Origin of the sequence: Stenotrophomonas acidaminiphila, assembly GCF_001431595.1 — a bacterium.
Lineage (GTDB): Bacteria > Pseudomonadota > Gammaproteobacteria > Xanthomonadales > Xanthomonadaceae > Stenotrophomonas > Stenotrophomonas acidaminiphila.
This window is the reverse complement of the sequence record NZ_LDJO01000062.1, coordinates 1-12208: the sequence shown is the minus strand read 5'-3', so window position 1 is coordinate 12208 and position 12208 is coordinate 1. Positions and strand designations below refer to the sequence as shown.

Genomic DNA, 12208 nt, shown 5'->3' with positions numbered 1-12208 from the left:
ATGTCTCATAACGCAACTACAACTCCCCGCACGCCGGGCAATGTGTCCCCGGCCATCTCCGACAAGGGCCTGCTCCGCGGCTCCATCGGCCTGGCGATCATTTCGCTGGTCGGTTTCGGTCTGCTGTATCCGCTGGCGGGAGTCGGGCTCGGCCAGGCGCTGTTCCCGAGCACTGCCAATGGCAGCCTAATCGAGCGCGATGGCAAGGTCCTCGGCTCCTCACTGGTGGCGCAGCCGTTCTCGGACGATCGCTACTTCCAGTCACGCCCCTCTGCGGCCAACTACGATGTGATGGCGGTGGCAGGGAGCAACCAGGCCCGTACCAATCCAGACTTGCGCAAACGTGTCGATGAAACGCGAGCCGCCCTGGCGCAAAGGTATGGTGTCGATCCTTCCGCCATACCCAGCGATCTGGTCACGCAATCCGGCGGCGGCATCGACCCGCACATCAGTTCGCAAGCTGCCGCCATTCAGATTGACCGCGTAGCACATGCGCGCGGTATCTCACGCGATGTCATCGAAGGCTTAGTTGCCCAGCATACGGAGGGCAAGCAACTCGGTTTACTGGGCCAGCCTCGCGTGAATGTGCTTGAGCTGAATCTGGCGCTGGATGCTGTCGCTTCGCCCGCCCCGAAGGCGCCAGCGACTGCGCAATGACTGTGCTGGGCATCTACCTTCAGGCCGAGGACGTTCTCCTCGGTCTGAACGTTTCGAACAAGCGACAGTTGTTCCAGGCCATCGGCCTTCACACCGAGCGCATCGGCGGTTTGCCAGCGGATGCTGTCGCTTCCGCCCTGATGCGGCGGGAACTGGCGGGATCGACTGCATTGGGCCTCGGCGTCGCCATTCCCCACGCCAGGGTGAACATTCTGAAACGCATTCGCGCTCTGTACGTGCGTCTCGTGCCAGGGCTGGAGTTCGATGCTCCTGACATCGGGCAAGTATCCGATGCCCTGGTGCTGCTGGTTCCCAGCCCAGCAACCGAGGCGCATCTTGAGCTTTTGGCCCATGCGGCTGCATTGTTCTCCGATAGTGGATTTCGAGCGGCCTTGCAAGCCCGTCATAACCCGGTTGAAATTAAGGCGTTATTTGATGAATGGACTTCTTAGACGGCGCCACGCCTCATCCATAGCTTGGCGAGAACCAAGGGTGGCCGAAGACGATATGCAGACAACGAAAATACTTTGAGGATAGGTCTGCCATGGGAACCGAACATACGGGACAAGCCGACGCCTTGCTGGGGGAAATCAAGCGCCAGACCGCAGGACGTCTGACGGTGTTCCTGGGCGCCGCCCCCGGTGTCGGCAAGACCTACGCGATGCTGGCGCGCGCGCGCGAACTCCACCGCCAAGGGGTGGATGTCGTCATTGGCATCGTCGAGACACATGGCCGCAGCGAGACCCAGACCATGGTCGAGGGTCTGCCGCTGTTGCCTCGCAAGAAGGTCGAATACCAGGGACGGCAACTGGAGGAGATGGACCTGGATGGTTTGCTGGGGCGCAAGCCGGCCATCGCCCTGGTCGACGAGCTGGCCCATCGCAACGCTCCCGGAAGCCGTCATGAGCGGCGCTGGCAGGATGTGGAGGAATTGCTCAACGCTGGTATCGACGTTTACACCACGGTCAATATCCAGCATCTGGAAAGTCTGAACGACGTGGTGCACCAGATCACTGGTATCCGGGTGAGCGAGACTGTTCCCGACGCCGTTTTCGAGCGCCTGCGTGACATCCGCCTGGTGGATTTGCCTGCGCGAGAACTGATCGAACGCCTGAACGATGGCAAGGTGTATTTGCCCGAGCAGGCCGCCCAGGCGCTGCAGGCGTTCTTCTCGCCGTCGAATCTCACCGCTCTGCGCGAGCTGGCGATGCAAACCGTGGCCGATCACGTCGATGCCGACTTGCGCGAGACGCGCGCGGCGCGCGGCCTGGAAGGCATTTCCATCCAGCGCCATGTGCTGATCGCCATTGACGGCCGGGGGCAGTCGGAATACCTCGTAAGAGCGGGGGCTCGAATCGCCGAGCGCCGGGGCGCTCCTTGGTCGGTGGTCACGGTGGAGACCGGGCGCTCGGCCGATGCCGCCTTGCACACTGACGACCTTTACCGGACGGCCCCCACGCGCAACATGGTTGCGCGTGCGGAGCAGCAGCGCTTGATCGAGATCGACAAGGCATTCGCGCTGGCGCGCAATCTGGGTGGCGAGACGGAAGTGCTGCACAACACCGACGTCACCCAGGCACTGCTCGACGCCGCCGAGGCGCGCGGCGCACGATCCATCGTGATCGGCCGCACGCGCGAGCGCCCCATCGTCCGCATCTTCAATCGCACGCTGACGCAGCAACTGTTGCAGCGCGGCGCACGATACGAGCTGACGATCGTCAGCACGCCGCAGGCCCGGCAGCGGGCGATGGAATTGCAGGGTCTTGCCAGCGGTCGCCTCACGGGACGGGAGGTCGTGCTGATCCTGCTGGCCAGCGTCGGCGCCGTCGGCGCGGCGGCCTTGGCCGAGCGCACGCTGGGCTTGCAGGATCTGTCCCTGATCTTTCTCGTGGCGGTCATGCTCGTCGCCTCACGAACCCGCATGCTCTCGGCCGTCATTACCGCCGGGCTGTGTTTCGTGGCATACAACTTCTTCTTCATCGAACCGCGCTACACCTTCCTTATCAGTGCTCACCGTGGTGTGGCCACTGTGTTGCTGTTCTTGGCGGCGGCTCTGATTGCCGGACGACTAGCTTCACAACTGCGCATGCAAGTCGTGGCGTTGCGAGCGGCGAACACACACGCGACGGCCATGCAGAACCTGGGACGCCATCTTGCCAAGGCAGCCGATCTCGGGCAGGTCATCGCATCAGGCTCATCGGTTCTGCAATCGACCCTGCACGCCGAGGCATGGATACGCATCAATGGCGAGGCCGGTCCTACCACTGCCGCGAATCATCTGACCGAGAAGGATCTGATGGCGGCCGACTGGACGCAGCAGCACGGGCAGGCGAGCGGGCACTACACGGACACCCTGACCCATTCGTCTTGGTTGTTTCTGCCGGTGCACTCGGACAAGAATACGCTCGGCGTGGCCGGCTTGAGGTTCCCGTCGGGCATGGGGCGTCTTTCGTTCGAGCAGCGCCGCCTGGCGGAAAGCATGGTGGAGGACATCGGCCAGGCCGCCCAGCGCACGCGGCTGGTGTCGGAACTGGAGGAAGCGCGCGTCACCGGAGAAACGGAGCGCCTGCGGTCCGCGCTGCTGTCGTCGGTGTCGCACGACCTGCGTTCGCCCCTGTCGTCGATGATCGGAGCAGCGGACAGCTTGGCTCGCTACGCCAAGGATATGGGGCCGGAGGATCAGAAAAGCCTGCTGGAGACCATCCATGTGGAAGGCGAGCGCCTGGATCGGTACATCCAGAACCTGCTCGACATGACCCGGCTCGGGCAGCAGGGACTGACGCTGACACGCGACTGGATCGGCATCGACGAGTTGGTGGGTTCAGCGTCCAGGCGTTTGCAACGGTACGAGCCCGATGTACGCATCGAACACGATATTCCCCCCGACCTGCCTCCGATCCATGTCCACCCCGCGCTCATCGAGCAGGCTCTGTTTAATGTGATGGAGAACGCGGCGAAGTTCTCCCCTCCGGGTGTGCCCATCCGGGTGCAGATTCGACGGACCGAGGACGATCAATTACGAATCGACATTTCGGACCGTGGGCCAGGCATTCCAGAAGACGAACGACGCCGCATCTTCGATATGTTCTACAGCGTGGAGCGTGGCGACCGGGGCAAGCAGGGAACCGGCCTGGGACTGACGATCGTCCAAGGTATCGTGGGTGCCCATATGGGCAGTGTCCAAGCGCTGCCGGGACCAGAAGGCAAGGGAACTACCATCCGTTTGACCTTGCCTTGGGGCGGGTACGCCAATCAGGAGGCGAAAGAACATGATGGGACGTCCTAGTGAGTCGAATTCGGGCGCTCCGGCCGCCAGAATTCTCGTCGTCGATGACGAACCGCAGATCCGCAAGTTCATCGACATCAGCCTGCGCTCGCAGGGATACGCGACTCTGCTGGCGGGAACGGGCCGGGAAGGACTGACGCTGCTGGCTAGCAAGGGGGCCGATCTCGTCGTTCTCGATCTGGGATTGCCCGACAAGGACGGGAAGGAAGTGCTCAAGGAGCTTCGGCGATGGTCGCGCGTGCCAGTCATTGTGCTTACAGTGCGCTCCGGGGAAGAGGAGAAGGTCGCCTTGCTGGATGCGGGTGCCAACGACTACGTGACCAAACCGTTTGGTGTCGAGGAACTGATGGCGCGTATCCGCGCATTCCTGCGAACGTTAGGATCGGGCGCGGAGGAAGATCCAGTTTATGACGACGGGGTTGTCAGAATTGATCTGGCACAACGGGAAGTGACCGTCCACGGCCAAGTCGTCACACTGAGCCGTAAAGAGTTTTCTCTGCTGTCCCTGTTGGCCCGTCAACCTGGACGGCTGATTACCCAAACGCAAATCTTGCGGGAGGTATGGGGACCGACGCACGAGGAGGATGCCCACTACTTGCGCATTCTTGTGGGCAAGTTGCGCAACAAGCTTGGGGACGATGCCTCAGCTCCCCGCTACATCGTGACCGAACCAGGGGTCGGACTGAGATTCATCGCGAAAGAACGGCAAACGGCTTGAACGGAGCAGGATACAAGGCAGATGGTCAGCCGATTGCCGGTCCGCGTTGCCGACCAACTTCCCAAGAGACCCCGCCACCGCGCACCGTCGCGGCGATCCGCTGCCCCAGCCGCGGCTCGAATACCGGCCGCCACGGCACCAGCGAGAAGCCTATGCCGTCATCGAGCATCGCATAGCGCCCGCTGGCGAGCATGACGGAGCGCCGGTAGATGCCTGCCACGCGCCGGCCGTCGGCCACCGGCCAATGCTCCAGGCCGGTTTCGGCGGCAATGTCCTTGGCGGTCTGCGCCAGTTCCCGATTGCGCAGCGTGCCCAGCAGGTTGCGCGCCAGGATCACGCGCTGCCCGCGCCGCTCGGCCAGCCCCTGTTCGGCCAGGAAGTCGGCGCGCTGCTGCATCGCCTGCTTGGCCTCGCCACCAAAGCCCAGGTCGCCCAGGCCGGAGCCGCCGCCGATCAACTGCTGGTCAAGCCAGGTGGCCCCGATCACGCGGGCCTGTCGCTCGATGGGCAGGTGCGATTTCAGCTCCACGGCCACGCCGCCCAGGCGCTGCGCGTCGTAGCGCCGGCCCTGCTCGGGCAGGTCGCCCGGTACCTTCCATAGCCCTTCGGCCACGCGCTCAACGATGCCAACCCGGCGTAGGGCCTCCAGCCGGCGGACGTGGGCCGCGACGACTTCCTGCGGGTCGCGGCCGGGCTTGGCCCGGCCATGCTCGATCGCCAGGTGATGGTTGGTGTGGTACAGGCCATCGCTCGCCAGCGCGGCAATGTTCCTGTCGGCCGCCCGCACCTCAGCGGAACCGCGTACCTCCACCACGGCTCCGGTGGGATAGTTCGCCAGCTCGTCACCGGCGTTGAGCCCGACGTAGTGGGCCTTGCCGTCCACGCCGTCGATGACCAGATAGCCGCGGTCGTACAACTCGTCGGCCAGCCCCTTGGCGGCCACCCGGCCGACGAGGGTACAGCCGTCGTCGCCCGGCTCGAACACCGCCAGTTCGCGCGGCTCGCCGCGCATGGCCCGCAGCATGGTTCGGATGATGTCGCCGCGCTCGCCCAAGGCGCGCAAGGTCTTTTCCGCATCAGCATGGACGGCCCAGGTGCCCGGCTGCGTCTCGTCGGCCAGGCCCAGGCGCTGCAAGCGTTGCAGGCGGCCGATCAGCAGCAGGCGCTGGCGTTGCAGCCGGGGTTCGTTGAGCCGTTCGACATGCACCAGGCCCTCGTCGCCGACCTCGCGCTTCAAGGTGCGATCCAGACTCGTCCACCGCTCTTGCTCCACCTCGCGCTGCAAGGTCTGCTGGATCTCCATCTCGGTGCGCGGCCCCAGCCATTCGGTCGCCAGTTCGGCGGCGCGGTGGCGGAAGCCATCGGCGATGTAGTCGCCCGCGATGATGAGGTCTTTGCCGGTGTCATCGCGCCCGCGCACGATGATGTGCGTGTGCGGGTTGTCGGTGTTCCAGTGGTTCACGGCCACCCAATCGAGGCCCGTGCCCAGGTCGGCCTCCATGCGCCCCATGAGGTGCCGCGTGTAGGTGCGCAGGTCTTCCAGATCCGCGCCATCCTCAGGCGAGAGGATGAAGCGAAAATGGTGCCGGTCGCCGGCGCAGCGTTCCTTGAAGGCGTCGAGGTCGGCGGCGTCGGTCTGCGGCCCGTAGGCTTGGCCCGGCTCGCCGTCGCGGCCCACGCCATCACGTTCGATGTAGCGCAGGTGCTTGGCGAGCGACTGCGGGCTGGCCCGCTGGTGATTCACCAGCAGCGTTTTGATGGTCACGCGCCGGGACATGGGCGTCAGCTTCGCGCCCGCGAAGCGCGCCGCCGTATGGCCGCGCCCGAGGCGCGAGCCGGGCCGTTGGCCGGTGCCGCCCGCCGCGCCAGGACGGCGCACTGTGGACTTGCCGCTGCTGGCCTTGCCCGCCTGCTTGAGCACCTTGGAAACGAAGCTCTGCCCCTGGCTCTTGCCCCGGTTCTTCGGGGAGCTGGGGCGCACGCGGAAATCGTCGTCGCGGCGGTCGCTCATGGCTGCGCTCCCTGAAAGCTGGGGCGTGCCCCGGCGTGCGAAGCACGCGGGCCGCCCTGTCTTGGCGCGGGCTTCGCGCCACAAGCGGCACGGCGGCGAAGCCGCTGCGTGCCGCGCCACTCCCACGTGCAGACTGGCTTTCGACGCGGCCCGGTGCCGCGTCCTTTTGTCTTGCCTTCCGCCTTTGCCCCTCGCTGGCGCTCTGGGCAGCGGCGGCCCGGCGGCGCTGCTGCGCGAGCAGCCAGCGCGCCGGCGAACGCGGCGACGGCCATAGGCCGGGCGCGTTCGAGGCAAGACGCCTGCACACGGGAAGGCAGTGCGAAGTGCGGCGCGGATGCGCTCGCACTGCACGCGCGACGACATGCGGAAAGCCACCGGATCGGCACGTCCGATGGCACGATGGGATGCACGGCAACGTGCAGCGAATCGGCGGCCATCATGGGCGAGACTCCAGCCAGACCGGATGCGCGACGCCGATCACGGCGGATGCGCTGACCGGCCCGAAGTACCTGCTGTCGAACGACGCCGGGTTGGTCGTACTGAGCAGGAATAGTTCGCCGGGTTCGAGGCGACGGCATTGCTGCCAAGATGGCAGCGGCCGGCTCCAGCGATCAGCAGGCAGCGCGGCGGCCGAAGGCACGCCGTCGATGCGGACAATGCGGCCAGTGATGCACACCTCCTGCGGTGCGATGGCGCCCACGCGCTTGAGCAACGGCACGCGCGCCGGCAGGTAGCCGCGCTGCGCGGCCAGCGCGGCGGCATCTGGCGGCAACGTGGTCAGGATGATGTTGCCAACGGATAACGGACGTGGCAGCGAGCCGGCACCTTGGCCCAGCGGATCGACGCGATACCAGCCGACCGCCACACTGTCGGACGGGTTGTAGATCAGACGCGGCAACGGATGCACGAAGGACGCCCAGGCCAGCGCAGCGAGGCCGCAGGCGGACAGGCCCGCAAGCACGATGCGAGCGCGCAGGCGGGAACGAGGACGCGGCGCCTTTCCGGCGGTGTTGGCACCAGTGGAAACGGCAGTCATGGCAGCGCCCTCCCGGCCAGCCAGGCGGCGTGCCGCTCGGCGGTGTATTCGGGCAGCGGCAGGCGCGCTGCGAGCCGGTTGGCGAGCGTGCGCCAGTACGCGGGCGAGGCAGCGACAGGCGAGATGCCCAGCGCCTCGATGGCGTCGATGCGTTCCAGCACGGCGCGCACTTGCCTGTCGCCCTCGGCGTGCAGCAGCAGGCGCGCGCCCGGCTGTACGCCGGGGATGCGCTGCGCGTCGTCCAGCGGTGTACAGGCTTGCATCACCATGAGCTGCCAGCGCACGGTGCCGTAATCGTTGGCCTGCCAGCGCACACGGCAGAACACCGCGCCCGGCAGGAATACCGCGCTGCGCCGCCAGCGGTCGAGCTGGTGCGTGCGCGCGGGTTCACCGAAGCGCAGGTAGAGCTTGAAACGGGCCTCGATGTAGGCCAGCGCCACGCGCGTCAGCGGCGCGCTGGCGGGCTGGCCGACAGGCGCAGCCAGCGCAGCCTTGGCCGCGACGGCGGCAGGCGAAGCGGATGCGGTCATGGTGTGTTCTCCCCGTGGTTCTCGGGAAACTCCCGCTCCAGCAGGCCGCGCAGCAGGTCGGCCACGGTCACGCCTTGCGTGAAGGCCGATACCTTGATGCGCGCCCGCATGGCGGGCGTGATGTCGAGGGTGAGGCGGGCGGTGTAGAGGTCGCCCTTGCCCAGTGCATCGGCGTCGCCTTGCCGAATCCACGCTTCAGCGTGCGGATTCGCAGGCGGACGCGCGCCGATGCCAACGCGCTTTGCGCGAGGTGGCGGCTTCGTTGTCATGCCGGCCACCACAGCAGTTCGTCCACCAGCGCGGTGATTTCGCGCGCGGCGGCGCTGTCCGGCGCCGTCTCGCGTGCAAGCCGGCCAGCGGCAACGCTGTCGGCGAACACGATGCGCTGATGCACTTCCGCGTGCAGCGCAGGAAGCGGCTGGTCGGCCAGCGCCTGGCGCGCTTCGCGCCCGATCACGGTGGTACTGACGCGCCGATTGATGACGAAGGCCGCGCGCAGCGCAGGCCGGAACACCTGCGCCTCGCGAATCAGCGCCACCATCTCGGCGCTGGCCCACAGGTCGTAGGGGCTGGGCTGCACGGGGATCAGCACGTGCTCAGCCGCCAGCAGCGCGGAGCGTGCCAAGGCGGCGATGCGCGGCGGCCCGTCGATGACGACGTGATCGGCCCGCCTGGCGAGTTCTGGCGCTTCCTGATGCAGCGTTTCACGCGCAAGACCCACGGCGCTGAACAGCCGTGGCAAGCCTTGCTGGCTTCTGCGCTGTGTCCAGTCCAGCGATGAACCCTGCGGGTCGGCGTCCAGCAGAACGACGTGTTGGCCGCGCATCGCCAGCTCGCCGGCGATGTGGGTGGCGAGCGTGGTCTTGCCCACGCCGCCTTTCTGGTTGAGCAGAGCGACGATCATGGCCTGGCCCTCCGTGTTGGAAAGCCGGGCTGTTGCTGCTGCGTTTGTGGCCGCGTGGCGGTTGTCCACCGCAGCGGCGCTTCCCTACTAAAAGTTAGAGAAATGAAGTTAGGGAAGTTAGAGGACGCGCAAACCCAGTGCTGGCGCGGGTTCGCGGCCGATCGGCACGCCTGATAGCACGATAGTCCCACGCCTGATAGCACGATACCCCGCACGCCTGATAGCACGACACCATTCACAGGTTTTCCCGGAGTTATCCCCGTGCCGTCTGCGGCACGGGCCGGAACGTCAGCAGCTCCATGCCGTTGTCCGGCATCCGCTCGATGCCCAGGACGTAGCCGGGCAGCGACTGCCGCGCTACAAGCGCGCGCAGATCGCAGGCGAAGTCGTAGGGCTTCGCGGTGCTGCCGGATTTCTGGTGCAGGTAGCGGAAGTCGAACTGCCAGCCGTATGCCTGCTTGCCGCCGTGCTTGCGCACTAAGCGGTACAGCCACCGCTCGATGCCGCCCGTGAGCCGGAAATACGCCGGGTCGATGGTCAGCACTAGGGCGGCGTCGAGCACGCCCGCATAGAACCAGTCCGGCAGGATCAGCTCGATGCCCAGCGGCGTGCCATTGGCATCGGCCAGTTCCTTCCATTCGTTGATCCACGAGAAACGGTGCAGGCGCCGTCCGGTCGTCTCGCGGATGGACGTGGCCACCGTGGTCGATTGCAGCCGGTCGAGTGCGGCCTTGAGCCGCTGGTAGTCGCGCAGCGACTTGCCGCGCCCGATGAAGCGCAGGATCTCGTAGGGCGTCGCGCGCATCAGCCGCGACGGGCGCAAGCCTGCGTCCTTCGCCTCCACGATCTGCGAGGCCGCCCATATCAGCACGTCCGCATCCCAAATCGTGGCGATGCCGTGCTCCTGCGTGCCTTCCACGCGAATCGTCACGTTGCCCGCACGGAAGTCGATGGGCTTGACCCGCTTGGACTTGCCGAGCGAGAAGAACGGATAGGCCATCAAATCCTGGCTGTCGCGCGGCGCCATGTCGCCGGGCAAGGCGCGGAACAGGTCGAGCTGTTCGCGCTCCTGCAACGGCCGCTGCCGCATGGGCAGCGCAGTGCTGGACATGGCGATGGCCTGCCGCACGCCGCCGATCAGCGCGCACGGCTGTCGGCCGAGTGGTGCTCGGCGTATTCGGGATCAGAAGTCGTCTCGAAGCTGCGGTCGGCGGCCCAGGCATCGAGGTCGGCCACGGCGTACATGACGCGCCGGCCGAACTTGCGAAAGCGCGGGCCGCCGCCGATCACGCGCTGCTTTTCCAGCGTGCGCGGCGACAGCCGCAGGTACTCGGCGGCTTCATCGTTGGTGAGGTAGCGTTGGGGCTGCGCGGCAGCGGTCGAGACAGCGGCGGCAGGCCGCAAGGGAGCGGGACGCATGGTGTGAACCTCCATCGGTTGAAAGCGCCCGGCCACACAGCGCGACCGGATGGAGGCAGTCTCAGAAAACCAAGCTGTCCTGCTCAGGGCCGTTTTGCGTCGTCCTCAAAACGGCCCTTCTCAAGCGGCGGAAGCTGTGCTAGGTGGCGATAGCCGCCGCGCATCAGCACATCGCCGCGCCGCACCAGGCGGCGCACCTTGGAGCGCAGGCCGCCATCGCTGTACCAATCGGCCACGGCCTCGGCACCGAACAACCCTTCGCCCACATCGCGCAAGGACGCGCCCGCCAAGGTCGCGTCGAGCGCCTGCAAGGTGTGCAGCTCCAGCAGCGCGGCAGGGGTTGGCCGTGGTTTGGCGACAGCAAGGCCCTCGCCGGGCGGCTGGTTGCCCGCAGGCGCGACAGCGCCGCCGCGGTGGGCATAGGCGACAGCCATGCCGTCTTCCAGGCCGGGCGCGAGCGCAAAGCGCAGACAACGGCCTGGGCTGCGTGCGATCAGCGCCAGCCCTTTGCCGTTGTGGAGCAGGTGCTTGTGGCCGGGAATGCGCCAGAACGCGAAGGCGGTAGCGTCCTGCGGTGGATCGGCGTCGGGGTAGAGCTGCACCACGGCCGCATGACCAGGCAGCCAAGCGGGATGAGCGTCACGCGCATCCAGGGCCGGGTCTTCCAGCAGGCGCAATCCCCAGCGATGCGCCGCTTCCGGCCGGCGATGACGGCGCAGCCAGTCGAGCCGGTAGTCGGGATGCCTGCGCAGGTATTCCCAAGCGAGCGCGAGCGCATCCAGCCACAAAACGTAGAGGTATGCCGCAGTTGGATACCAATGCGCGAAGTGATGAGGATTGACCATGACGCCTCCTCCTGCGAACAGGACTCGCCGCCACGGAAGAACTACGCGCTACATCGCCCTCGTCGGAACGTCATGGGTTAAAAAGGCGGATGGGGCTGTCAAGACCGATTGGCTCCGATGCGTTGCGGTATTCGTCTCGATGCTGCGGCGGCAGCACCCCAGAAGGGGGTACTGCACAAGCCAGCCTGCCGCAGCCCGCGCCAGGCATCATGTCTATTTGGATCAGACTGGTGGGGCTACGCCGCAAGAATGTGGATTGAGACTTATCCGGTATGACACCAGACTGAAAAAGTCACAGTAGGACGTATTCAGTCCGGGATCGCTCCGTCGCGCTCGGCCAGCCGGGTGTATTCCGACAGTGTGCGCGTGGGACGGAAATAGAGGTCGCGTAGCACGGGCTGCTGGCGCGGCCCGACGATGCCGGCCAGCTCGGACAGCTTGACGGTTCCCTGCGCGGGCATCCCGATCCCCAGGTCGATGAGGCCCCAAGCGGTGTCGCCATCGGCGGGATCGAGCGCAGCCAGCAGCCAAGTCACATGCGCGTCGGGCGTGAACAGCCGCACCACGGGCATCGGGTCGATGGCCCGGCCAGCGGCACGGGCCTCGCCGTTGGCGAGCAGTTGCGTGCGCTCCGGGTCGGTGGCAAGTGGCTGGGGCATGGTCGGTAATCCCACAAATCCAATGATGCACGGATGCGGTTTCGCGCCAAAGCGCAGATGGACCGGCCAGAGTTCCGTAGACACTCAGTCGCCGCTCTGCGCGTAGCGCCTCTCAAACTCTACCTGTCTCTTATACCAATCTC

Annotated in this window: 13 protein-coding genes; 4 read left to right on the top strand and 9 right to left on the bottom strand. The window is 66.2% G+C overall.

Going from position 1 to position 12208, the window contains the following annotated elements; all coding sequences use genetic code 11:
- The 4 genes from kdpC (at nt 1) to ABB33_RS14895 (ending at nt 4661) form a co-directional block, all read left to right on the top strand.
- The gene (gene kdpC / locus ABB33_RS14910; protein ID WP_012638449.1) at nt 1–657 is read left to right on the top strand and encodes a potassium-transporting ATPase subunit KdpC; all 657 of its coding nucleotides are present in this window, start codon (nt 1–3) and stop codon (nt 655–657) included.
- Nucleotides 654–1109, top strand: coding sequence for a PTS sugar transporter subunit IIA (locus tag ABB33_RS14905; RefSeq protein ID WP_012638448.1), 456 nt, complete (start codon nt 654–656; stop codon nt 1107–1109). Before kdpC ends, ABB33_RS14905 begins: the two co-directional genes overlap by 4 nt.
- Before the next feature lie 92 nt (nt 1110–1201).
- Nucleotides 1202–3943 carry a sensor histidine kinase gene (locus tag ABB33_RS14900; RefSeq protein ID WP_012638447.1) on the top strand — a complete coding sequence of 914 codons (2742 nt, stop codon included), beginning with the start codon at nt 1202–1204 and terminating at the stop codon, nt 3941–3943.
- A complete protein-coding gene (locus ABB33_RS14895; RefSeq protein ID WP_041442897.1) occupies nt 3930–4661 on the top strand; it encodes a response regulator in 732 nt (243 codons plus the stop codon). The genes ABB33_RS14900 and ABB33_RS14895 overlap by 14 nt, the downstream gene beginning before the upstream one ends.
- 25 nt (nt 4662–4686) lie before the next feature.
- Here the strand turns inward: ABB33_RS14895 and ABB33_RS14890 are convergent, their stop codons facing one another.
- From ABB33_RS14890 to ABB33_RS14850, 9 genes are all read right to left on the bottom strand, one after another.
- The gene (locus tag ABB33_RS14890) at nt 4687–6672 is read right to left on the bottom strand and encodes a relaxase/mobilization nuclease domain-containing protein (protein WP_056932622.1); all 1986 of its coding nucleotides are present in this window, start codon (nt 6670–6672) and stop codon (nt 4687–4689) included.
- 436 nt (nt 6673–7108) lie between these two features.
- Nucleotides 7109–7708 carry a S26 family signal peptidase gene (locus ABB33_RS14885; protein WP_012638444.1) on the bottom strand — a complete coding sequence of 200 codons (600 nt, stop codon included), beginning with the start codon at nt 7706–7708 and terminating at the stop codon, nt 7109–7111.
- Complete coding sequence (locus ABB33_RS14880) at nt 7705–8238, bottom strand: DUF2840 domain-containing protein (RefSeq protein WP_012638443.1); 534 nt, start codon at nt 8236–8238, stop codon at nt 7705–7707. Before ABB33_RS14880 ends, ABB33_RS14885 begins: the two co-directional genes overlap by 4 nt.
- Nucleotides 8235–8507, bottom strand: coding sequence for a hypothetical protein (locus ABB33_RS14875; protein WP_056932625.1), 273 nt, complete (start codon nt 8505–8507; stop codon nt 8235–8237). The genes ABB33_RS14880 and ABB33_RS14875 overlap by 4 nt, the downstream gene beginning before the upstream one ends.
- Nucleotides 8504–9142, bottom strand: a complete 639-nt coding sequence (parA, locus tag ABB33_RS14870; RefSeq protein ID WP_056932621.1) for a ParA family partition ATPase — start codon at nt 9140–9142, stop codon at nt 8504–8506. Before parA ends, ABB33_RS14875 begins: the two co-directional genes overlap by 4 nt.
- A gap of 253 nt (nt 9143–9395) precedes the next feature.
- Complete coding sequence (locus tag ABB33_RS14865; protein WP_056932624.1) at nt 9396–10253, bottom strand: replication initiator protein A; 858 nt, start codon at nt 10251–10253, stop codon at nt 9396–9398.
- A gap of 26 nt (nt 10254–10279) precedes the next feature.
- Nucleotides 10280–10561: a helix-turn-helix transcriptional regulator gene (locus ABB33_RS14860; protein ID WP_013721771.1), complete on the bottom strand. Its 282-nt coding sequence runs from the start codon at nt 10559–10561 to the stop codon at nt 10280–10282.
- An 83-nt stretch (nt 10562–10644) separates the two neighbouring features.
- On the bottom strand, nt 10645–11406 hold the full coding sequence (locus ABB33_RS14855) for a DUF2285 domain-containing protein (RefSeq protein WP_056932620.1): 762 nt from the start codon (nt 11404–11406) through the stop codon (nt 10645–10647).
- Nucleotides 11407–11714: 308 nt separating this feature from the next.
- Nucleotides 11715–12065 carry a DUF2958 domain-containing protein gene (locus ABB33_RS14850; protein ID WP_012638438.1) on the bottom strand — a complete coding sequence of 117 codons (351 nt, stop codon included), beginning with the start codon at nt 12063–12065 and terminating at the stop codon, nt 11715–11717.
- Nucleotides 12066–12208 lie beyond the last annotated feature (143 nt).

Coding starts and splice junctions, on each gene's coding strand:
- ABB33_RS14860 (WP_013721771.1), bottom strand. CDS start 10,561: ATGCGTCCCGCTCCCTTGCGGCCTGCCGCCGCTGTCTCGACCGCTGCC.
- ABB33_RS14855 (WP_056932620.1), bottom strand. CDS start 11,406: ATGGTCAATCCTCATCACTTCGCGCATTGGTATCCAACTGCGGCATAC.
- ABB33_RS14880 (WP_012638443.1), bottom strand. CDS start 8,238: ATGACCGCATCCGCTTCGCCTGCCGCCGTCGCGGCCAAGGCTGCGCTG.
- ABB33_RS14885 (WP_012638444.1), bottom strand. CDS start 7,708: ATGACTGCCGTTTCCACTGGTGCCAACACCGCCGGAAAGGCGCCGCGT.
- ABB33_RS14865 (WP_056932624.1), bottom strand. CDS start 10,253: ATGTCCAGCACTGCGCTGCCCATGCGGCAGCGGCCGTTGCAGGAGCGC.
- ABB33_RS14900 (WP_012638447.1), top strand. CDS start 1,202: ATGGGAACCGAACATACGGGACAAGCCGACGCCTTGCTGGGGGAAATC.
- ABB33_RS14875 (WP_056932625.1), bottom strand. CDS start 8,507: ATGACAACGAAGCCGCCACCTCGCGCAAAGCGCGTTGGCATCGGCGCG.
- ABB33_RS14890 (WP_056932622.1), bottom strand. CDS start 6,672: ATGAGCGACCGCCGCGACGACGATTTCCGCGTGCGCCCCAGCTCCCCG.
- ABB33_RS14850 (WP_012638438.1), bottom strand. CDS start 12,065: ATGCCCCAGCCACTTGCCACCGACCCGGAGCGCACGCAACTGCTCGCC.
- ABB33_RS14895 (WP_041442897.1), top strand. CDS start 3,930: ATGGGACGTCCTAGTGAGTCGAATTCGGGCGCTCCGGCCGCCAGAATT.
- ABB33_RS14905 (WP_012638448.1), top strand. CDS start 654: ATGACTGTGCTGGGCATCTACCTTCAGGCCGAGGACGTTCTCCTCGGT.
- parA (WP_056932621.1), bottom strand. CDS start 9,142: ATGATCGTCGCTCTGCTCAACCAGAAAGGCGGCGTGGGCAAGACCACG.
- kdpC (WP_012638449.1), top strand. CDS start 1: ATGTCTCATAACGCAACTACAACTCCCCGCACGCCGGGCAATGTGTCC.